Origin of the sequence: Corynebacterium fournieri (assembly GCF_030408775.1) — a bacterium.
GTDB lineage: Bacteria > Actinomycetota > Actinomycetes > Mycobacteriales > Mycobacteriaceae > Corynebacterium > Corynebacterium fournieri.
The window spans coordinates 368,503-387,793 of the sequence record NZ_CP047210.1; the positions used below are offsets into that span (position 1 = coordinate 368,503).

Genomic DNA, 19,291 nt, shown 5'->3' on the forward strand with positions numbered 1-19,291 from the left:
CTACCGGGTTCTCGACCACAGAGTTTCGCCGCACGTTCTGTAAACTTTTGACTCATGTGTGGAATCGTTGGATACGTAGGCGTCGGAGCGAATGAGCGCGACGCCAAAAATGTCATTATCGAGGGCCTTCGCCGCCTCGAGTACCGCGGTTACGACTCGGCGGGTGTGGCCGTGGTCAACGACGGCACAATCGAATGCCGGAAGAAAGCGGGCAAGGTCGCTGACCTGGAAGCTGAGATTGCGGACAATCCCATTCCGGCATCCAACCTGGGCATCGGTCACACCCGCTGGGCCACCCACGGCGGCCCGACGGACGCCAACGCCCACCCGCACGTCGTCGGCGACGGCCGTTTGGCAGTCGTCCACAACGGCATCATCGAGAACTTCGCGCACATCAAGGCGGAGCTCGTAGAGAAGGGCTACACCTTCAAGTCTGAAACCGACACCGAAGTTGCCGGCACGCTGCTGCTGGACATCTACGACAAGGAGACCGACGGCGACCTGACCCGCGCGATGCAGCTGACCGCGCAGCGCCTGGAGGGTGCCTTCACGCTGCTGGCCATCCACGCGGACCACCAGGACCGCATCGTCGCCGCGCGCTGGAACTCTCCGCTGGTCATCGGCGTGGGCGAGGACGAGAACTTCCTCAGCTCCGACGTCGCCGGCTTCATCGAGTTCACCCGCGACGCCGTGGAGATGGACAACGGCCAGATTGTCACCCTCACCGCCGACAGCTACGAGGTCTGCGACTTCGACGGCACCCCGGCCACCGCAAAGCCGTTCACCGTCGAGTGGGACGTCACCGCAGCCGAGAAGGGTGGCTACAACTCCTTCATGGAAAAGGAGATCCACGACCAGCCTTCCGCCGTCCGCGACACCCTTTACGGCCGCTACGACGAGGAGGGCAAGCTCGCCCTCGACGAGCTGCGTATCGACGAGTCGGTGCTGCGCTCCATCAACAAGATCATCATCGTCGCCTGCGGTACCGCCTCCTACGCAGGTCAGGTGGCGCGCTACGCCATCGAGCACTGGTGCCGCATCCCGACGGAGGTGGAGCTGGCACACGAGTTCCGCTACCGTGACCCGATTGTCAACGAGCACACCCTCGTGGTGGCCGTGTCCCAGTCCGGCGAGACCATGGACACCCTCATGGCGGTGCGCCACGCCCGCGAGCAGGGCGCGAAGGTGATTGCCATCTGCAACACCGTGGGCTCGTCCATCCCGCGCGAGGCGGACGCCTCCCTGTACACCTACGCGGGCCCGGAGATCGCTGTGGCCTCGACGAAGGCGTTCATCTCCCAGATCGTGGCCGCGTACCTGTTGGCCCTCTACCTGGCGCAGGTGCGCGGCGACAAATACGCCGACGAGATCCGCCAGATTGTGGACGAGCTGCAGGAGATGCCGGACAAGATCCAGCGCGTCCTGGACAACGAAGACCAGGTCAAGCAGCTGGGCCAGGACATGGCGGACGCGAAGTCCGTGCTGTTTTTGGGCCGCCACGTGGGCTTCCCGGTCGCTCTTGAAGGCGCTCTAAAGCTCAAGGAGGTCGCCTACCTGCACTCCGAGGGCTTCGCGGCCGGCGAGCTCAAGCACGGGCCGATCGCGCTTGTGGAGGAAGGCCAGCCGGTGTTCATCATCGTGCCGTCCAAGCGCTCCCGCAATAACCTGCACGCCAAGGTCGTCTCCAACATCCAGGAGGTTCGTGCCCGCGGCGCCGTGACCATCGTGATCGCGGAGGAAGGCGACACGGACGTGGAGGCCTACGCCGACCACATCATCCGCATCCCGCAGTCCGCCGGCCTGATGCAGCCGCTGCTGTCCACCATCCCGCTGCAGATCTTCGCCTGCTCGGTGGCAGAAGCCCGCGGCTTGAACGTGGACCAGCCGCGCAACCTGGCTAAGTCCGTGACGGTGGAGTAAGCACCACCGAACTGCGGTCTACTCGGCGCCCAGCTCCCTCAAATACGGGGGCTGGGCGCCGGTGCGTGAGACGGTGATTGCCGCAGCGCGCGCCGCGAAGGACAAGATCGCGCGCCAGTCGTCCTCGCCGAGTGCGGCGATCCCGCTGCGGTCGAGCCCGCGCGCCGCCAGCTGGTGCACCAGCGTGGCTCCATCGACCCGGACACCACGGGCGACACGCGCGCCGATGCGGCCGCGGCAGCCGCCTTGGACGACTCCCCGCGCGAGGCATCTACGGATGCGCTGCCCGTCATCTCCCCGCTGACCGGCGAGGCCGTGGCCCTGTCCGACGTGTCGGATCCGATGTTCGCGCAGCGCAAGCTCGGTGAGGGGGTGGCCGTCAGGCCGTCGATAGGCGAGCTGCGTTCGCCGATCGACGGCAAGGTGGCGGTGACCTTCCCGTCCGGCCACGCCTACGCCATCCGCGGCACAGGCCGCGACGGCAAGCCGGTGGATGTGCTGATGCACATCGGCTTCGACACCGTGAACCTGAAGGGCGAGCACTTCACGGCGCATGTGAACAAGGGCGACGAGGTCAGCGCGGGCCAGCTGCTGGCCACCTTCGACATTGAGGCCATTGAGGCGGCGGGCTATGAAACGACCACGCCGGTGGTGGTCTCGAAATCCAAGAAGGTCGGCGACGTCATCCCGGCGCTGCTGCTGCCTGGCGACGTGGCCGCCGGCGAGCCGCTGTTCGCCGTGGAGCCGAAGCCGGTGGCGCAGGGCGAGGCCAAAGACGCGGCGGGCTCGACCGCGGTCTAAAAAGCGCTGAAACCGCCGGCTACACCCCGCCGGCCAGGCGGTAGAGGCGGTGGAAGTGGTGCACGGGGCCGTGGCCGCGGCCGACGCTGAGCTCGTCCGCGTGGGCGATCGCCTCGTGCAGCCACTGCGAAGCCCAGGCGAGCGCATCGGGGGTGGTATCGAGCACCATACGCGTGGCCAGCGCGGACGATAGCGAGCACCCGGTGCCGTGGGTGTTTTTCGTGTCCACGCGCGCCACCTCGGCGACATGGGTTTCGCCGTCGGGGGAGATGAGCGCGTTGGAGGCGCGGTCGCCGTTGAGGTGGCCGCCTTTGACCAGTACCTGCACGCCAGCCTTAGTGGCGTACTGGCGCCCGGCGGCGACTGCTTCGCCGAAGGAATGAGGCACCGCCGCGCCGGTGAGCACGGCCAGCTCCGGCAGGTTGGGGGTGACTACGGTGGCGTGGTCGCGGATGAGTTGGCGCAGCGCCTCCTCGGCATCTTCGGTGAGCAGCCGGTCGCCGGAGGTGGCCACCATCACCGGGTCCACCACCACGACCGGCACGGGGTGGGCTGCCAGGTATTCGGCGACGGTGCGGGTGGTTTGCGCGTCGCCCAGCATGCCGATTTTCACCGCGTCGACCTCGACGTCGTCGAAGATCGCGTCGAGCTGCGCGAGCAGGAACTGCTGCGGGGGCGTGTGAATTTCGCGCACTCCCTGGGTGTTCTGCGCTACCAGCGCGGTGATGGCGCTCATGCCGTAGCCGCCGGCGGCGGCGATGGATTTCAGGTCGGCCTGGACACCTGCCCCTCCGGTGGGGTCGGTGCCGGCGATGGACAAAACTCTCGGGATGCGTGCCATGCCCGCCGACCGTACCGCCAAACTATCCGGCGGCGAGGGCGATACGTTCGGCGAAGCGCGAGTAGTCCTGACGAATCGCCAGGAGAGGATCCACCACCGCGGTCTGGGAGACCTCCGCGACCTGCTTCTGCACTGCGGAGCGAGTGCGCCGCTTCACCCCGGCACCGAGCATCCCACCGAAGACCGCACTGATCAGCCCGATGATCAGTCCGGTGAGCAGGCCCGCCATGATCAACAGCGTCGGGATGGGCCAGCCCTCCACGTCGGGGACAAGGTCGGTGCCCAGCAGGGGAGTGAGCACGCCCGGCACGAATGCGACCAGCAGGTACCACAGCACGCCCACCAGCGCGGCGAGCAGGGCGAACCACTGGACCACGGTCAAAAGCGACCAGCCCTTCGACGGCTCCGCGGGCAGCGAGGCGCGGGCGACGGCGCGGTCCAGCTCTGCCGGAAGCCCGGTGGAGACTTCTTCGGCGCGGTCGGCCACTGCGGCGGACCACTCCTGTGGCAGGCCGTCGGCCACTTCGGCTGCGTAGTCGCGCACGCCGCGGTTGGCCACGGCCTTGGAGGCGGCGTCGAGCTCTGGCATGGAGGTGCGGTGCACGCCCAGCTCGTCGGGTGCTTCGCGCAGCCCCAGCCGGCGCAGCGGGTCGGGCTTGAAGCGGGTAATCCAGGAGGTGAGCAGCCAGCCGGTGCGCTCTCGCAGCCGCTTGCGGTAGGCCGCCGCTGTGGTGTCTGCGATGCGCTCGGCGCCGGCCGCCTGCGCGAGCACGGCGTCCATGTCGCGCTTCGCGTGCTTGTCGACGCCTCCGGCACCCCTTGCGCCGGCATAACCTTGCGCCACCGAACGGATGTCTGCCTCGATGCGAGCCGTTTGCGCGGTGTGCGCTTTGGCCACCCGGGCGATTGCTCCGCGCAGGTCCTCGACGCCCGCTCCGGAAAGGGTGGAGGTGGCGACGACCTGGACGTTGGACAGGCCGTCGTCACGCAGCAGCCCCGCGTATGAGTCCGCAACGGTGCCCACGTCGTGGGCGGCGAGCAGGTCGGACTTGTTTAGCACCGCGAGCGTGACCGCGGAGTGGTTGGCGTGGGGGCGGATGAACTGGTCGTGGATGACGCTGTCGGCGTACTTCTCCGGATCGGAAACCCACACCAGCACGTCCACCTGGCCGGCGAGCCGCTCCGCGACCGCGCGGTTCGACGCCTCCACGGAGTCGAAGTCCGGCAGGTCCAGCAGGATCAGCGGGCCAGCGCCGCGGGCGAACTCGCCCGGGCGGGCGCGCCTATCCTCCACCCCCAGCCAGTCCAGCAGCTCTTCAGACCCGTCCGGTTCCCAAATGGCGGCCAGCGGCGAGGAGGTGGTGGGCCGCCGCGCGGCGGCCTTGCCCAGGTCCTCGCCGACGACGGCGTTAAACAGGGAGGTCTTGCCGGATCCGGTGGCACCGAAGAAGCCGACAACGGTGTGGTCGCCGGACAGCGCACGCCGCTCCGCGCCGGCGCGCGCCACGCGCTCAAGCCCCTCGCGGTTTGTAGAAGACAGGTACGGTGCACCGATCTGCGCGGCCTCTTCCAGCGCCTCAAGCCGCTCTGAAAGTCCCGGCTTTTTCTTAAACATTGCCGTCCCCCTTGCCGAAATTGCCGCGCAGCTGGTCGAACAGGCCGCGCAGCGTGCCGCGCTCGAAGCTTTCCGCAACATCGTCCTGCACTGCGGGCAGCTGCGGCGTGTCCGCGATGCCGAGGAGCTTGACGTTGACCGCCCGCTTCGCCTGCGCGGAGGCGTCGCGCAGCTGCTCGGCCGACGCGCCCTCCAGCAGGGGATCGGTGAAGACGTGGTAGCGGTCGCGCTCTGCGGCGAAGAGCTCGCCCAGCCGCTGGTTTAAGTCCTCTCGGGCCTCGGTGACCATGCGGCGCACGGTGTCTTCGCCGAAGATGGTCTCTAGCAGTTTTTGGCTCACGACGGCGGAGCCGCCAGCGATGGCCACTTCGCCGCCGGTGATGCCGGCGGTGGATGCGAACACCGCCAGCATCAGCGCGACGGTGACCAAGTTGAGGCCGAAGGACATCAGGCGGGCGCGCTGCCGCTTGTCGCCCGCGGTGTCCTGGATGCGCGTGACCATGTCTTGCTGCCAGGCCCGTACAAGCTGGGCGGCCTGATCGGAGATATCCGCGCTGGCGCGGGCCAGCGCCGGGTCGGCGTCCGCGCGCAGCTGCGGGGCCACTGCGCCGGTGTGGGACCAGGCACGCGAGGCCGCGGTCTCCGCGGCGTCCACGATCACGGCGTGCAGGCCGGTCTCGATTTCCGTTTCCACTTCGCGCAACGGGGCGGGCTCGCCGGTGAAGAAGCTGCCCACCTTGTCCATAGCGCTGGAGAACCAGCGCTCGAAGCCGCGGAACACGTCGGAGGTGCCGACGACGTCCTGCCAGCGGTCCATCACCTCGGAGCGCAGCAGTTTGCCGTCGGAGGTGGCGTCGATGACGTGGCGGTTGGCCGCGGTGTAGAGCTCGTGGATGGCCTGGTCCAACTGGTTGGCAAAGTCTTCCTGGCTCTCGCGTCGGCCCACCAGCGCGTCCACGCGCGCAAGTGCGTTTTCCACCGCGCCCGCGACAGTCTTGCCGGCCACGTCGCGGCGCGCGACGGTGTCTTCGGCCAACGTGGTCAGGTAGTCGTGCAGCGGGGCGAGCAACTCTTCGTTGAGAAACTCGCCGGTCTGCTCACCGCCGAGATCGGCCACAAAGGGCACGGTGAACACCGTGGCTTGGGAAAGGCCGGCCTCGTTCATCATGCGGCGCAGGTCGTCCGGCACGGTCTCGGCGGCTTTGTCGTCGAGGCGGTTGAGCACGACCGCGACCTCGATGCCGCGGCCGGCGGCGTCGTTGAGGAAGTTCCACACCAGCTGGTCCGCGTAGCGCGCCGGGGTCGTGACAAAGATCCACAGGTCTGCCGCCGCGAGCAGCTGGGAAGCCAGTGCGCGGTTGGCGTCGTCGATGGAGTCGAAATCCGGGGCGTCGAGAAGCGCGAGGCCCTCGGGGATGCGGGGAGTATCCACAACCCGCAGCGTGGCGGAGCGCTCGTCGCCGGCGCCATGGGAGCGCGCGAGGCCCGGAAGCACCTGCGGGGAGTTGAACCAGTCCGCGTCGGACGGGTTGGCCACCAGCACCGGCTGGCGGGTGGTGGGGCGGATCACGCCCGGATTGGAAACGCGCTCCCGCAGCAGCGCGTTGACCAGTGTGGATTTGCCGGAGCCGGTGGAGCCGCCGAGCACGGCGAGCAGGGGTGCATCAAGGTTGGCCAGCCGCGGCAGCACATAGTCGTCGAGCTGATTGACTATGGCGCGGGCTTCGGAAGCGACGTCGACAGGCAAAGAAGTGCCCGCGACGGCATCGCGCACGTCGCGGACAGCGTTGAGGACATCTGGCGTTGAGACGGGAGCATTCACCCGTCCCATTCTGGCAGATGGAGGGGGACTAGTCCTTGTAGTCCGTCTTGGTCAGATTAAGCCAGCCGTAGAGTCCGCCCATGATGAAACCGCCGCCGACAAAGTTGCCCAGCCACACCACAACCCAGTTGCGGATGACGTTCCAGTTGGTGAAGCCTTCGATCGCGTCCGGGCCGAGCGTGAAGCCGCCCAGGGAGGTGAGGATGAAGTTAGCGATGGAGTGCTCGTAGCTCATGGTGGCGAACGACGGGATGATCAAGATTACGCCCCACAGCTTCGCGCTGAAGTCCTTGCCGGCTTGGGTAGCCAGCATGAAGGCGATGTTGACCACGACGTTGGCCAGGATTGCCTCGACGAACAGCGTTCCACTGGACTTTTGCAGCTTGGCCACCAGTAGGTCGTGGAGGAATCCGTCCGCCTCAACCATGTGGCCCATCGTGGTCCGGGAGATCAGCCACGAAATGACCACTGCACCGATGAGGTTGAAGATGGTGACAAACAAGACAAGGAGAAAGCCCTTGACAACGGTGTTTTTCTTGTGGAGTGCGCCGTAGGTCATGAACATCATGTCACCTGTGGCGAGTTCGCCTTGCAGCACGATGATGATGTACAGCGTGGAGGCGAAGATGGCGCCGAACGCGTACTTGCCCCAGCCCGGGGCGTACTCGTCCAGCAGCTGGGCAGTGGAGGCGGCGAACGCCGTCATGATGCCCAGGTACACGCCCGCCAAGACTGCACGAGTGGCAAACCGGGCGGGCTCTGTGGAAAAGAGGTCAACCTTGTTCTTGATCGCCGTAGGGGCGGCTTCGTAAAAACTCACGTTACTTAACGTACAAGAGGTCATACCATAGTGCGAAACTTGTGAACGGGGTCCGTAGAGCTGTGACCTGCGAGAACGGAAAGATATCGCGGTGTGTGTCTAGATTCACAGACACTAGTAGCGTTTTCGTGTCCCCGCAGCGCCTGTGCGGCGCAGGGCCAGAGCCGGATTTGGGGAATCGGCCCAGCTCATGATTGAATGTCCGGGTTGTCCACTGCTGGTCGGTTGCAACGCGCGTTTCCGAGCTGCGCAACCGAGACCCTTCGACCGTGTGGCGCTCACCTCGTGCGCGAGGGTTGGCGTTTCGTCCACCTCGTGCGCGAGGAACGAGCGTACGGGGTTCGTCGATAAGCAATGGGCATGACAGAAACATTGACCACGTGCGTGCAGGACGGAAATCTGGCGCACATTGATCCAGGTCAGGAGACCAACTGTGATTCAGCAAGAATCGCGTCTGAAGGTCGCCGACAACACGGGTGCACGCGAGCTGCTGTGCATCCGCGTCCTCGGCGGCTCTGTTCGACGCTTCGCCGGCATCGGCGACACGATTGTCGCCACCGTGAAGGAAGCTGCCCCGGGCGGCAACGTCAAGGAAGGCGAGATTGTCAAGGCGGTCATCGTCCGCGCAAGGAAGGAAACCCGTCGTCCGGACGGTTCCTACATCTCCTTCGACGAGAACGCTGCCGTCATCATCAAGAACGACACCGAGCCGCGCGGTACCCGCATCTTCGGCCCGGTCGCACGTGAGCTGCGCGACAAGCGCTTCATGAAGATCGTGTCTCTCGCACCGGAGGTGATCTAACTTATGAAGATCAAGAAGGGCGATATGGTCCAGGTCATCGCCGGCAAGGACAAGGGCGCTCAGGGTCGCGTCATCGAGGCGTACCCGCAGCGTGACAAGGTCCTGGTCGAGGGCGTGAACCGCATCAAGAAGCACGTCGCTAACTCCTACAACGAGCGCGGCGCCGAGTCCGGCGGCATTGTCACCCAGGAAGCTCCGATCCACGTGTCCAACGTGATGATCCTGGATTCCGAGGGCAAGCCGACCCGCGTCGGCTACCGCTTCGACGAGGACGGCAAGAAGGTCCGCGTGGCCAAGTCGAACGGGAAGGACATCTAAGATGACTGAAGCAACTCAGTACACCCCCCGCCTGAAGACGCGTTACCAGGACGAGATCCGCACCAAGCTGAACGACCAGTTCGCTTACGACAACGTCATGCAGATCCCGGGCCTGACCAAGATCGTCGTGAACATGGGTGTGGGCGACGCAGCCCGCGACTCCAAGGTGATCAACGGCGCGCTCGAGGACCTCACCGCCATCACCGGCCAGAAGCCGCAGCTTCGCCGCGCGAAGAAGTCCATCGCTAACTTCAAGCTCCGCGAAGGCATGCCGATTGGCGCGAAGGTCACCCTCCGCGGCGACCGCATGTGGGAGTTCCTGGACCGCCTGCTCACCGTGGCTCTGCCGCGTATTCGCGACTTCCGCGGCCTGAACGACAAGCAGTTCGACGGTAACGGCAACTACACCTTCGGCCTGTCCGAGCAGACCATGTTCTACGAGATCGACATTGACAAGATCGATCGCGTGCGCGGCATGGACATCACGCTCGTGACCACCGCAACGAACGACGACGAGGGTCGCGCTCTGCTGACGCACCTCGGCTTCCCGTTCGCCGACAAGGACGGCAAGATGAAGCGCGCATAAGCGCATTTTGCTTGACGACGATACCTCCGGCCCCTCGGGTCCGGAGGTTTTGTCGTTGGTGGGGGTATTTTCGCGTCTTTGGGCTGTGGGGATCGCCGTGATGGCGCCCCAGATGCGTGTGGGGCTAGAGCGTCTCAGCCCCGGCGTAGACGCTGAAGCGCTCCGGCGTAACTTCGCCGACGAGCACGGTGTTGGTTGCCCGGGCCAGCTCGACGGCCATCGAGGTCACGCCCGCGGTGGTGACCACGGCGGCCGCGCCTGCTGCGGCGGCGGCACGCACGATTTCGAACGTCACGCGTGCGTCGAGGGCAATGGTGGGGGACGCGACGGCGTCGAGAAGCACATGCCCCGCGATCTTGTGCACCGCGTTGACGGCGACGAGGTCCTGGCGGCCCACATCGCCCGCGACGGCGGTGGGCAGATCCCGAGTGCGGTGTGCGGCAAGAAGCGCAGGGGCCGCGAAAATGGCGTCGGGGGCGACGGCGGCGAACTCCGGGCGAACGTCCAAGCTCGCGGCGAGTTCGCGCACTCGCTGCTCGGAGGAGATGCCGCAGGCGTCGCCGGGGATCGGGTCGATGAACCGGGGCGCGGCCGGGCGCGCGAGCTGGACATCCAGCAGGTTGTAGGTGTTTTCGCCGCCGATCGCGCCCTCGCAGTAGCGGGCTGTCACCACGTCGTCGACGCGGCTGATCAGCCCGCGGGCGAGCAGCAGGCCGTGGGCGAGCTCGACGTCGTGGCCCGGGGTGCGCATAAGCGTGGCGACGGATTGGCCGCCAGCTCGGATTTCCAGCGGCTCTTCGACTTCCACCTGGCCCGCGCGGGTGTCGCGGGTGCCGTCGGCGGCGATCTTGGTCACTGCGAAACTGCGCTTGGTCCTGCTCATTGCACCGATCCTAGTGGCTCGGAGCCGGGGGTCGCCTATCGACGAAGGGCAAGATCATCATTGAGTGGAGCTAGCGCCGGCGGGCTGAGAAGTCCAGGTCGAACTCGGTGGTCCCCTTGACCTGCTGCGGGTCGGTTCGGGTGGCAATACTCACTCGGTTGAAGGCGTTGATGGCACAGATAGAGACCACGAGGTCGTGCGTGCCCTCGTCGCCGAAGTGGGAAACGGCGGCGTGCCAGAGCTCGTCGGGGACGGAGTCGTAGCCATCGATGTGCGTGATCGCGTCTGTGAGCGCGAGGACCGCGCGCTCCGTTTCGGTGAACTCGGCTTTGTGGTTGGTCCAGTCCTCCGCGGCGAGTATGCGGTCGTGCGTCAACCCGTCCGCGCGTGCGTCGCGGCGGTGGGTGGCGATGCACGCTTTGCAGTCGTTGAGCACGGACGCGCGCAAGGCGATGAGGTGCCCAAGTCCGGCCGGCACGGTGTGCTTGGAGTGCTTGACCATGGGAAGAAGTGAGCGGATCGCCTCGCCGCGCATTTGCTTTCGGGGTTCGACCATACGGCCAATGTAGCTGCGTAAACGCGGGTTATCCACAGGGCTAAGTTCGCGAATTTCACAGGGGCGCAACCACGCGGGTGTGTTGCCCGCTAGAACTACACCCACCAATCCGAACTACATGGAAGGGGTGGGTGCGTCCGATGCGTACCGAAGACAAGATCAAGCAGCGCCTGCAGAAACTGCTCAACCAGGCGCGCGACCAAGAAGGCACACCGGAAGGCGACGCGTTTTACGCCCGCGCCTTCGAGCTCATGGCCGAGTACGGGTACGAGCAGAAAGACCTTGAAGACGGCGACGGCAGCGAGGTAGGGCAGTGCACCTACGAGTTCGCGGGCGCCTACACGGAGATGCAGGCGAATCTGCTGCTCACCATCGCGCGGGCCCTGCACTGCACGGGCTTTTCGCAGCGCGTGTACAACTCCACGCGCATCAAAGATGCGGTGATTTTCGGCTGCGCCCGCCACCTGGAGCGCGTGGACATGCTCTACGCGTTGCTGCTGCCCGTCATGCTGGCGGACGCGCAGAAGGTCCGCGCCACCAGCTGGAGCGAATCAGCGGTCGTGCGCCGGCGCAGCTTCATGTCGGGGTTTGCGGCCAGCATTGGGGCGCGGCTCGCGCAGGCGGAAAAGACGGTCGAGGACTCGGACAGCGACTACGGGCTCGTGCTTGTCGACGACTTTCAGAAAGCCACCGCAGCCCGCGACGAATTCGCCGCCAAGATGGGCTACTTCCTTGGCAACTACTCGTCCAAGCGCTCATTCGACCCGGACGCGTTCGGCCAGGGCCACGAGGCGGGCGAGCGCTCCGACATCGGGCAGACGCGCGTGCGCGCCCGGCCCGCGCTGCCCTTCTAACCGTCCACCAGCCATGCAGCCGCCGCCACGATCATCACCTCAGCAGCGCGGTCGAGCGTGGGCTGCAGGTCCGGGGCGAAGCTGGGGGAGTGGTTGCTGGGGGCATTCTCCCAGTCCGCGAAACCGCCCAGGCCCCAGTAGGTGTAGGGCACCCCCAGTGCGTCGGGGATGATGGAGAAATCCTCTGAGGCAGACACCTGGTCCAGCTCCACAGATTCGTCGCCGAAATAGGCGTCGAAAGCGTCGCGCACCCGCGAGGTGATCATGGGGTCGTTGTCCGTGAGCGGGTACTCGTCGTAGAACGTGATCTCCGGCTCGCGGGGGCTGCCCGCCGCCACGCACTCGCCGCGCACGATGCGGATAATCGCGCTGCGCAACCGGTCGCTGACCTCCCGGGTGTACGCCCGGGTGTCCACCAAAAGCTGCGCGGTCTCCGGGATCACGTTCGCTTTGACGCCGGAGTGGATCGCGCCGACGGTGAGCACTGCGGTCTCCTGCGCCTTTATCTCGCGGGAGACCACGGTGTGCAGCCGGGTGACAATGTTGGAGGCCAACAAGATCGGGTCCACGCCTTTGTCCGGCATGGAGCCGTGCGTGCCCTTGCCCCAGACCTCAATCTTCGCGGAAAAGGACTGGGACATAAACGGCCCCGGGTGCGTGCCCACGCACCCGCCGGGCAGCATGGGCAGCACGTGCTGGCCCAGATACACGTCGGGAGTGGGCATCGCCTCGCCGATGCCGTTGGCCAGCATCACCCGGGAACCGGTGTATGCCTCCTCAGCGGGCTGGAACACTGCCACCAGCGTGCCGCTCCAGCAGTCGCGGTGGGCGGCGTAGGCCTGCAGCGCCCCGAGCACGCCCATGATGTGGAAGTCGTGCCCGCATGCGTGGGCGACGTGCTCCTCGTGGCCGCTGACCGCGTCGAGCTGCGTTGCAGTGGAGGCATACGGCTTGCCGGAGCGCTCCTGCACCGGCAACGCGTCGATGTCGGCGCGGATGGCCACCACCGGACCGGGGCCGTTTTCCAGCACGCACACCGTGCCCGTCTCGCCCACCTGTGTGTGCGCGAGCTGCAGCGCATCCAGCTGCGAGCGGATCTTCGACGCCGTCTGCAGCTCCTGCAGCGACAACTCTGGATGCTGGTGGAACCACACGTACAGCGCTTCGCGCTCGTCGCGGGTGGCGTCCAGCGTTCCAACCAGCTGTGCAAGAGCAGTTCCCATGCAGGGAAGTCTAGGGAAGTCTCAGGCGTCGCCGGGACGGGGAGGGGCCGAAGGTGGCCGTCGAGAAGCGATTTGCTCATTTGCCCAGCAAAGAGGTAAGTTACCGCCTCGGACTTGCGCGCCGACGTTTCGGCGTGCGCAAGCCGAAGTACATTTGAACATCCAACTTTGTTGCAGGCCCCCCGCCATGATGCGGACCGCGTGCAAGGGAGGCGGCGAGCGGCCCGCGCTATTGAGCACGGGCAGCGTGAGTAGCCCCCGACAGACCACGCGGAAAACGCGACCGATTGCGCTCCGGCGCAGCAGGTCACCCGGTGGATGGGAACCGCAACGAGAAAGGGAACGGTCACCACAATGACCATGACTGATCCGATCGCGGACATGCTGTCGCGCGTGCGCAACGCAGCACATGCGCAGCACGACTCCGTGTCCATGCCTTCTTCCAAGATCAAGGTGAACATCGCCGAGATCTTGAAGCAGGAAGGCTACATCGAAGACTACAAAGTTGAGGACGAGAAGGTTGGCAAGTCGCTGACCCTCAACCTCAAGTACGGCCCGACCCGCGAGTCTTCCATCGCGGGCCTGCGCCGCGTGTCCAAGCCGGGCCTGCGCGTGTACGCGAAGTCCAACGACCTGCCTCAGGTGCTCGGTGGCCTGGGCGTGGCAATCATCTCCACGTCCCACGGCCTGCTCACCGACCGCCAGGCTCAAGAGAAGGGTGTAGGCGGGGAAGTCCTCGCTTACGTCTGGTAAAGGGAGGTTGAAAGACTTATGTCTCGCGTAGGTAACGCACCCATCGCTATTCCGAACAACGTCGAGGTGAAGATCGACGGCCAGCACGTCGAGGTCAAGGGCCCGAAGGGCACCAAGGACCTGGATATGCCGGAGCCGATCACCGCTTCCGTCCAGGACAACGAGATTCTGGTTGCCCGCCCGGACGACCACCGCGACAACCGTTCGCTGCACGGCCTGACCCGCTCCCTGATCAACAACATGGTTGTGGGCGTGACTGAGGGCTACAAGGTCAACATGGAGATCTTCGGCGTCGGCTACCGCGTGCAGCAGAAGGGTAAGGACCTCGAGTTCTCCCTCGGCTACTCGCACCCGGTCCTGATCGAGGCGCCGGAAGGCATCACGTTCTCCGTCGACGGCAACACCAAGTTGGCGATCGAAGGCACCGATAAGCAGCAGGTTGGCCAGATTGCGGCAAACATCCGCCGTCTGCGTAAGGATGACCCGTACAAGGGCAAGGGCATCCGCTACGCCGGCGAGCAGATCCGCCGCAAGGTCGGAAAGACGGGTAAGTAATCATGAGCAATACCGCAGAGAACACCAAGCGCACTCCGGTTGGCAAGGACATCTCGTCCCGCCGCCGCGAGGCTCGCGCACGTCGCCACAGCCGCATCCGCAAGACGCTGCGTGGCACCCCGGAGACCCCGCGTCTCGTTGTGCACCGCTCCTCGCGTCACATCCACGTCCAGGTCATCGACGACCTCGCGGGCCACACCCTGGTTTCCGCGTCGTCCATCGAGCCGGACGTTCGCAACCTGGAGGGCGACAAGAAGGACAAGGCCGCCAAGGTTGGCCAGCTCGTCGCTGAGCGGGCCAAGGCTGCAGGCATCGAAGCAATCGTCTTCGACCGCGGCGGCTACAAGTACCACGGCCGCGTTGCTGCGCTGGCCGAGGCAGCTCGTGAAGGTGGTCTGAAGTTCTAATGATCACCGCAAACATCACCATCAACGGAAGGATCGCGTAATGGCCGAACGTGAACGGCGTGACGGCGGGCGCTCCGCCGACAACCAGAAGAACAACGACCGCGGTGGCCGCGGCGGCCGTGGCCGTCGCGACGACCGTCGCAACAACCACAACGACGAGCGCGACAAGTACATCGAGCGCGTCATCACCATCAACCGCGTTGCTAAGACCGTCAAGGGCGGCCGCAACATGTCCTTCACCGCACTCGTCGTCGTCGGCGACGGTGAGGGCATGGTCGGTGTCGGCTACGGCAAGGCAAAGGAAGTTCCCGCCGCAATCCAGAAGGGCGCAGAGGAAGCTCGCAAGAACTTCTTCCGCGTCCCGATGATCGCGGGCACCATTCCGCACCCGGTCCAGGCAGAGCAGGCCGCTGGCATCGTCATGCTGCGCCCGGCTGCTCCGGGTACCGGTGTCATCGCCGGTGGCGCCGTACGTCCGGTGCTCGAGTGCGCTGGTATCCAGGACATCCTGGCCAAGTCCCTCGGCTCCGACAACGCGCTGAACGTGGTCCAGGCAACCGTCGCTGGTCTCAAGCAGCTTGTCCGCCCCGAAGAGGTGGCTGCCAAGCGCGGCAAGTCCGTCGAGGAAGTTGCACCGGCTCGCATGCTGCGCGCACGCGCAGGACAGGAGGCCTAAGCACCATGGCACTGAAGATTACGTTGCACCACGGCAAGGTCGGCGAGAAGCCGGTTACCCGTAAGAACCTCGAGGCTCTCGGTCTGCGCAAGATCGGCCAGTCCGTGGTTAAGAAGGACAACGCTGCTACCCGCGGCCAGATCCTCAAGGTGCGTCACCTCGTCACCGTTGAAGAAGTTGCAGGGGAGTAGATAACACATGGCTGACATCATCAAGCTCCATGATCTGCGCCCGGCAGAGGGCGCAAACAAGGCCAAGACCCGCGTCGGTCGCGGTGAGGCCTCCAAGGGTAAGACCGCCGGCCGCGGTACCAAGGGCACCAAGGCTCGTAAGCAGGTTTCCGCTGCTTTCGAGGGTGGCCAGATGCCGCTGCACATGCGTCTGCCGAAGCTGAAGGGCTTCAAGAACCCGAACCGCGTCGAGTACCAGGTGGTCAACGTCGCGGATCTGGCAGAGGCCTTCCCGCAGGGTGGCGACATCGCCATCGCCGACATCGTTGCCAAGGGCCTCGTGCGCCCGAAGCAGCCGGTGAAGGTGCTGGCAGAGGGCGACATCAACGTCGCACTCAACGTCACCGCAAACAAGTTCTCCAAGTCCGCTGAGGAGAAGATCAAGGCTGCTGGCGGTTCCGCCACCACCGTTGATTTCTCCAAGCGCGCTGCGCAGAACTAGTCCGAAGCTGACGTTCTAGCGTTAGCTTTACAACGAACCCCCGTTCCGGATCAACCGGGACGGGGGTTCGTCGTCGTTGAGTGTGTAGGCCTTCGACGGTTCCGGCAGCCGCAAGTTCCGAGCTGGTGTTTTGGGCGCCGCCTGACGCATTCGGCCGCGATTGGCGCAGCGGCGGCAACACCGCCGTAGCGTTGGCGGCACCGACCAATTGCCTGGCGGGACCCTGGGAGCGGGACAAATGCGGAACCTGAAATATCAACTTTCCACCGGGGGCTGTTAGTGTAGTGGGGTCAAAAGACGGCCCCGCCGGTTTTCGCATGCCCGAGAACCTCGCGCGAGGAGTCGAATGTCCGCTACCTCCCGCCCGTGGCACGGCGGGGGCCAGGAGGCTTTGTGTCCGCTATTGCTCAGGTGTTCAAGGACCCTGATCTTCGCAAGAAGATCCTGATCACCCTTGCGCTGATGATTCTGTACCGCGTCGGCTGCCAGATTCCGACCCCCGGCGTGGATTACGGCTTGATTAACCAACGGTTGGATGAGATCGCCCAGGGCGACCGGGCGACGATGTTTTCCATCATCGGCCTGTTCTCGGGCGGCGCGCTGCTGCAGCTGTCCATCTTCGCCATCGGCATCATGCCGTACATTACGGCTTCCATCATCGTGCAGCTGCTCACCGTGGTGATCCCGAAGTTCGAGGAGCTGAAGAAGGAAGGCCAGTCCGGCCAGGCCAAGATGACGCAGTACACGCGCTACCTCACGGTGGCGCTGGCGCTGCTGCAGTCCGCTGGCATCGTCGCTCTGGCCGACCGTGAGCAGCTGCTCGGCCAGGGTATGCCGGTGCTGGTGGAGGACCGCAACATCTGGACGCTGCTCATGATGATCATCGTGATGACCTCCGGCGCTGTGCTGATCATGTGGCTCGGCGAGATCATCACCGAAAAGGGCGTGGGCAACGGCATGTCCTTGCTCATCTTCGCCGGCATCGCCACCCAGATCCCGTCCGAGGGCGCCTTCATCTTCCAGCAGTCCGGCGGCGTCACCCTCGCCCTGGTCGTGGCCGCGTTGATCGCGCTTGTGGTGGGCATCGTGTTCATCGAGCAGGGCCAGCGTCGCATCCCGGTGCAGTACGCCAAGCGCATGGTGGGCCGCCGCCAGTACGGCGGTTCCTCGACCTACCTGCCGCTGAAGGTTAACCAGGCCGGCGTGATCCCGGTGATCTTTGCCTCCTCGCTGATGTACGTGCCGGTGCTGATCACCCAGATCGTCACCATGAACCAGCCCACCCCGCCGGACAACTGGTGGATGAACCACGTCATGGCGTGGCTGCAGAACCCGGGCTCCTGGCAGTACATCCTCGCCTACGTGGTGCTGATTATCTTCTTCTCCTACTTCTACGTCTCCATCCAGTACGACCCGGTGGACCAAGCGGAGAACATGAAGAAGTACGGTGGCTTCATTCCGGGCATCCGCCCGGGCCGCCCGACGGCGGAGTACCTGGCGTTTGTGATGAACCGCTTGCTGTTCGTCGGCGCGATCTACCTCGCCGTGATCGCTGTGCTTCCGAACCTGGCCATGGACGCCGGCATCACCGGCTCCGGACGCATGGGTATGAGCGCGTTCGGCGGCACCGCCATCCTGATTATGGTGTCCGTGGCCCTGACCACGGTGAAGCAAATTGAATCCCAGCTCCTGCAATCCAACTACGAAGGACTTCTGCGATAATGCGTCTCGTTCTCCTTGGCCCTCCCGGTGCCGGCAAGGGCACCCAAGCCGCTATCCTCTCCGAGAAGCTCGGTGTGCCGCACATCTCCACGGGCGATCTCTTCCGCGCCAACATCGGCGAGGGCACCCCGCTCGGCGTTGAGGCGAAAAGCTACATCGACGCAGGCAAGCTCGTGCCCACCGACGTCACCGCGCGCATGGTGGAGGACCGCCTGAACCAGGACGATGCGACCGACGGCTTCCTGCTGGACGGCTTCCCCCGCACCGTGGAGCAGGCGGAAATCCTCGGCGAGCTGCTGGCGAAGAAGGGCGAGAAGCTCGACGGCGTGCTCAACTTCGTGGTCGACGAGGACGTTGTGGTCGAGCGCATGCTCGCGCGCGGCCGCGCCGACGACAACGAGGAGACCATCCGCACCCGTCTGGGCGTCTACCGCGACGAGACCGCCCCGCTGATCCAGCACTACGGCGACCAGATCATCTCCATCGACGCGGTCGGCGACGTGGACGAGATCAACCAGCGCGCCATGGAGGCGCTGGGCAAGTAGCCCTTTCACCTGAAGGCCGGTGTGTTCGCACCGGCCTTTCGCATTTTTGCTTATCGACGAACCAAAGGAGACCCACCCATGGTGTTTCGCAAACGCAAAATCGCGGCCAAGACGCCGGCTGAGCTCGACGCCATGGAGGCCGCCGGCCGCATCGTCGGCGTGGCGCTGCAAGAGGTGCGCGCCGCCGCCAAGCCGGGCGTGAGCACGCTCGAGCTGGACCAGGTGGCCGAGGCAGTGATCCGCGACCACGGGGCGGTACCGACGTTTTTGGGCTACCAGGGTTTTACCGGCTCCATCTGCGCTTCGGTGAATGAGGTTGTGGTGCACGGCATTCCGTCGTCAAGCATCGTGCTCAAAGAAGGTGACTTAATCTCGATCGACTGCGGCGCCACCTTTGATGGCTGGGTCGGCGACAGCGCATGGTCGTTCGGCGTCGGCGAGCTGGCGCCGGAAGTAGATGCCCTGAACAAGGCCACGGAGTGGGTGCTGGCGGAGGGGCTGAAGGCGATGGTGCCGGGAAACAGGCTCACCGACGTCTCCCACGCCCTGGAGCGGGCCACCTACGCCGCCGAAGAACGCTTCGGGGTGGACCTGGGCATCGTCGACGGCTACGGCGGCCACGGCATCGGGCACACGATGCACGAGGAGCCGTACCTGGCAAACGAGGGCAAACCCAACCGGGGGCCGGTGATCCAGGATGGTTCCGTGCTCGCCATCGAGCCGATGCTCATCCTCGGCGGGGAAGTGGACACCGAGGTGCTCGAGGACGAATGGACTGTGGTGTCCGTCGACCGCTCGCCCGCGGCCCACTGGGAGCACACTGTCGCAGCGACCGCCGAAGGGCCGCGGATTCTTACGCCGCGCGGGAAAAACGCTGGCGCGTTGTAGAGCGTTTGTTGGCAAAAGGGTTATACTTCCGC

General features: G+C 65.4%; 22 protein-coding genes and 1 pseudogene. 15 read left to right on the plus strand and 8 right to left on the minus strand.

Features of this window, described 5'->3' with window-relative positions; all coding sequences use genetic code 11:
- The first annotated feature begins 54 nt into the window (after positions 1 to 54).
- On the plus strand, positions 55 to 1,920 hold the full coding sequence (gene glmS, locus CFOUR_RS01750; protein WP_085956800.1) for a glutamine--fructose-6-phosphate transaminase (isomerizing): 1,866 nt from the start codon (positions 55 to 57) through the stop codon (positions 1,918 to 1,920).
- An 18-nt stretch (positions 1,921 to 1,938) separates the two neighbouring features.
- On the opposite strand, the gene CFOUR_RS01755 is transcribed toward glmS, so the two are convergent.
- Complete coding sequence (locus CFOUR_RS01755) at positions 1,939 to 2,100, minus strand: hypothetical protein (protein WP_290179743.1); 162 nt, start codon at positions 2,098 to 2,100, stop codon at positions 1,939 to 1,941.
- On the opposite strand from CFOUR_RS01755, the gene CFOUR_RS01760 reads away from it, so the two are divergent.
- Positions 2,095 to 2,721, plus strand: coding sequence for a PTS sugar transporter subunit IIA (locus CFOUR_RS01760; RefSeq protein WP_435383878.1), 627 nt, complete (start codon positions 2,095 to 2,097; stop codon positions 2,719 to 2,721). The two genes, CFOUR_RS01755 and CFOUR_RS01760, sit on opposite strands and share 6 nt — an antisense overlap.
- A 31-nt stretch (positions 2,722 to 2,752) precedes the next feature.
- On the opposite strand, the pseudogene thiD reads toward CFOUR_RS01760, so the two are convergent.
- From thiD to CFOUR_RS01780, 4 genes and pseudogenes are all read right to left on the minus strand, one after another.
- Positions 2,753 to 3,562, minus strand: a pseudogene (gene thiD / locus CFOUR_RS01765) (bifunctional hydroxymethylpyrimidine kinase/phosphomethylpyrimidine kinase); the annotation flags it as partial.
- 22 nt (positions 3,563 to 3,584) lie between these two features.
- Positions 3,585 to 5,177: a GTPase gene (locus CFOUR_RS01770; RefSeq protein WP_085956797.1), complete on the minus strand. Its 1,593-nt coding sequence runs from the start codon at positions 5,175 to 5,177 to the stop codon at positions 3,585 to 3,587.
- Positions 5,170 to 6,999: a GTPase gene (locus tag CFOUR_RS01775; RefSeq protein ID WP_290179746.1), complete on the minus strand. Its 1,830-nt coding sequence runs from the start codon at positions 6,997 to 6,999 to the stop codon at positions 5,170 to 5,172. The genes CFOUR_RS01770 and CFOUR_RS01775 overlap by 8 nt, the downstream gene beginning before the upstream one ends.
- Before the next feature lie 28 nt (positions 7,000 to 7,027).
- The gene (locus CFOUR_RS01780; RefSeq protein ID WP_179154770.1) at positions 7,028 to 7,819 is read right to left on the minus strand and encodes a formate/nitrite transporter family protein; all 792 of its coding nucleotides are present in this window, start codon (positions 7,817 to 7,819) and stop codon (positions 7,028 to 7,030) included.
- A 433-nt stretch (positions 7,820 to 8,252) separates the two neighbouring features.
- Between CFOUR_RS01780 and rplN the strand changes: the two genes are divergently transcribed.
- Genes rplN through rplE form a run of 3 tightly spaced genes read left to right on the plus strand, consistent with a single transcriptional unit; the run spans position 8,253 to position 9,525 of the window.
- Positions 8,253 to 8,621, plus strand: a complete 369-nt coding sequence (gene rplN, locus CFOUR_RS01785) for a 50S ribosomal protein L14 (protein WP_085956795.1) — start codon at positions 8,253 to 8,255, stop codon at positions 8,619 to 8,621.
- Between the two features lie 3 nt (positions 8,622 to 8,624).
- Positions 8,625 to 8,939 carry a 50S ribosomal protein L24 gene (rplX, locus tag CFOUR_RS01790; RefSeq protein WP_085956794.1) on the plus strand — a complete coding sequence of 105 codons (315 nt, stop codon included), beginning with the start codon at positions 8,625 to 8,627 and terminating at the stop codon, positions 8,937 to 8,939.
- Position 8,940: 1 nt separating this feature from the next.
- A complete protein-coding gene (gene rplE, locus CFOUR_RS01795) occupies positions 8,941 to 9,525 on the plus strand; it encodes a 50S ribosomal protein L5 (protein ID WP_085956793.1) in 585 nt (194 codons plus the stop codon).
- A gap of 124 nt (positions 9,526 to 9,649) precedes the next feature.
- On the opposite strand, the gene CFOUR_RS01800 is transcribed toward rplE, so the two are convergent.
- On the minus strand, positions 9,650 to 10,408 hold the full coding sequence (locus CFOUR_RS01800) for a formate dehydrogenase accessory sulfurtransferase FdhD (RefSeq protein WP_085956792.1): 759 nt from the start codon (positions 10,406 to 10,408) through the stop codon (positions 9,650 to 9,652).
- A gap of 70 nt (positions 10,409 to 10,478) precedes the next feature.
- Complete coding sequence (locus tag CFOUR_RS01805; RefSeq protein WP_085956791.1) at positions 10,479 to 10,964, minus strand: carboxymuconolactone decarboxylase family protein; 486 nt, start codon at positions 10,962 to 10,964, stop codon at positions 10,479 to 10,481.
- Between the two features lie 140 nt (positions 10,965 to 11,104).
- On the opposite strand from CFOUR_RS01805, the gene CFOUR_RS01810 reads away from it, so the two are divergent.
- Positions 11,105 to 11,818, plus strand: coding sequence for a DUF2786 domain-containing protein (locus tag CFOUR_RS01810; RefSeq protein WP_085956790.1), 714 nt, complete (start codon positions 11,105 to 11,107; stop codon positions 11,816 to 11,818).
- Here the strand turns inward: CFOUR_RS01810 and CFOUR_RS01815 are convergent.
- Positions 11,815 to 13,041, minus strand: a complete 1,227-nt coding sequence (locus CFOUR_RS01815; protein ID WP_085956789.1) for an amidohydrolase — start codon at positions 13,039 to 13,041, stop codon at positions 11,815 to 11,817. The two genes, CFOUR_RS01810 and CFOUR_RS01815, sit on opposite strands and share 4 nt — an antisense overlap.
- A 354-nt stretch (positions 13,042 to 13,395) precedes the next feature.
- Between CFOUR_RS01815 and rpsH the strand changes: the two genes are divergently transcribed.
- From rpsH to map, 9 genes are all read left to right on the plus strand, one after another.
- Positions 13,396 to 13,794, plus strand: a complete 399-nt coding sequence (gene rpsH, locus CFOUR_RS01820; protein ID WP_085956788.1) for a 30S ribosomal protein S8 — start codon at positions 13,396 to 13,398, stop codon at positions 13,792 to 13,794.
- Between the two features lie 18 nt (positions 13,795 to 13,812).
- Positions 13,813 to 14,349 carry a 50S ribosomal protein L6 gene (gene rplF, locus CFOUR_RS01825; protein ID WP_085956787.1) on the plus strand — a complete coding sequence of 179 codons (537 nt, stop codon included), beginning with the start codon at positions 13,813 to 13,815 and terminating at the stop codon, positions 14,347 to 14,349.
- A 2-nt stretch (positions 14,350 to 14,351) separates the two neighbouring features.
- On the plus strand, positions 14,352 to 14,756 hold the full coding sequence (rplR, locus tag CFOUR_RS01830) for a 50S ribosomal protein L18 (protein ID WP_085956786.1): 405 nt from the start codon (positions 14,352 to 14,354) through the stop codon (positions 14,754 to 14,756).
- Between the two features lie 40 nt (positions 14,757 to 14,796).
- Positions 14,797 to 15,432: a 30S ribosomal protein S5 gene (rpsE, locus tag CFOUR_RS01835; protein ID WP_085956785.1), complete on the plus strand. Its 636-nt coding sequence runs from the start codon at positions 14,797 to 14,799 to the stop codon at positions 15,430 to 15,432.
- A 5-nt stretch (positions 15,433 to 15,437) separates the two neighbouring features.
- Positions 15,438 to 15,623, plus strand: a complete 186-nt coding sequence (rpmD, locus tag CFOUR_RS01840; protein ID WP_019249595.1) for a 50S ribosomal protein L30 — start codon at positions 15,438 to 15,440, stop codon at positions 15,621 to 15,623.
- Between the two features lie 7 nt (positions 15,624 to 15,630).
- Positions 15,631 to 16,104 carry a 50S ribosomal protein L15 gene (rplO, locus tag CFOUR_RS01845; protein ID WP_085956784.1) on the plus strand — a complete coding sequence of 158 codons (474 nt, stop codon included), beginning with the start codon at positions 15,631 to 15,633 and terminating at the stop codon, positions 16,102 to 16,104.
- Between the two features lie 393 nt (positions 16,105 to 16,497).
- Positions 16,498 to 17,826, plus strand: a complete 1,329-nt coding sequence (gene secY, locus CFOUR_RS01850) for a preprotein translocase subunit SecY (RefSeq protein WP_085956783.1) — start codon at positions 16,498 to 16,500, stop codon at positions 17,824 to 17,826.
- Positions 17,826 to 18,371, plus strand: coding sequence for an adenylate kinase (locus CFOUR_RS01855; protein WP_085956782.1), 546 nt, complete (start codon positions 17,826 to 17,828; stop codon positions 18,369 to 18,371). The genes secY and CFOUR_RS01855 overlap by 1 nt, the downstream gene beginning before the upstream one ends.
- A 78-nt stretch (positions 18,372 to 18,449) precedes the next feature.
- Complete coding sequence (gene map / locus CFOUR_RS01860; protein ID WP_085956781.1) at positions 18,450 to 19,259, plus strand: type I methionyl aminopeptidase; 810 nt, start codon at positions 18,450 to 18,452, stop codon at positions 19,257 to 19,259.
- The last annotated feature ends 32 nt before the right edge of the window (positions 19,260 to 19,291 follow it).

Excerpts from the sequence above, each read along its gene's own strand:
- CFOUR_RS01810 (WP_085956790.1), top strand. The coding sequence starts at position 11,105 with ATGCGTACCGAAGACAAGATCAAGCAGCGCCTGCAGAAACTGCTCAAC.
- rpsE (WP_085956785.1), top strand. The coding sequence starts at position 14,797 with ATGGCCGAACGTGAACGGCGTGACGGCGGGCGCTCCGCCGACAACCAG.
- CFOUR_RS01815 (WP_085956789.1), bottom strand. The coding sequence starts at position 13,041 with ATGGGAACTGCTCTTGCACAGCTGGTTGGAACGCTGGACGCCACCCGC.
- rplX (WP_085956794.1), top strand. The coding sequence starts at position 8,625 with ATGAAGATCAAGAAGGGCGATATGGTCCAGGTCATCGCCGGCAAGGAC.
- rplO (WP_085956784.1), top strand. The coding sequence starts at position 15,631 with ATGGCTGACATCATCAAGCTCCATGATCTGCGCCCGGCAGAGGGCGCA.
- rplF (WP_085956787.1), top strand. The coding sequence starts at position 13,813 with ATGTCTCGCGTAGGTAACGCACCCATCGCTATTCCGAACAACGTCGAG.
- rpmD (WP_019249595.1), top strand. The coding sequence starts at position 15,438 with ATGGCACTGAAGATTACGTTGCACCACGGCAAGGTCGGCGAGAAGCCG.
- rplE (WP_085956793.1), top strand. The coding sequence starts at position 8,941 with ATGACTGAAGCAACTCAGTACACCCCCCGCCTGAAGACGCGTTACCAG.
- CFOUR_RS01770 (WP_085956797.1), bottom strand. The coding sequence starts at position 5,177 with ATGTTTAAGAAAAAGCCGGGACTTTCAGAGCGGCTTGAGGCGCTGGAA.
- CFOUR_RS01800 (WP_085956792.1), bottom strand. The coding sequence starts at position 10,408 with ATGAGCAGGACCAAGCGCAGTTTCGCAGTGACCAAGATCGCCGCCGAC.
- rpsH (WP_085956788.1), top strand. The coding sequence starts at position 13,396 with ATGACCATGACTGATCCGATCGCGGACATGCTGTCGCGCGTGCGCAAC.
- glmS (WP_085956800.1), top strand. The coding sequence starts at position 55 with ATGTGTGGAATCGTTGGATACGTAGGCGTCGGAGCGAATGAGCGCGAC.
- map (WP_085956781.1), top strand. The coding sequence starts at position 18,450 with ATGGTGTTTCGCAAACGCAAAATCGCGGCCAAGACGCCGGCTGAGCTC.
- rplR (WP_085956786.1), top strand. The coding sequence starts at position 14,352 with ATGAGCAATACCGCAGAGAACACCAAGCGCACTCCGGTTGGCAAGGAC.
- CFOUR_RS01805 (WP_085956791.1), bottom strand. The coding sequence starts at position 10,964 with ATGGTCGAACCCCGAAAGCAAATGCGCGGCGAGGCGATCCGCTCACTT.
- CFOUR_RS01855 (WP_085956782.1), top strand. The coding sequence starts at position 17,826 with ATGCGTCTCGTTCTCCTTGGCCCTCCCGGTGCCGGCAAGGGCACCCAA.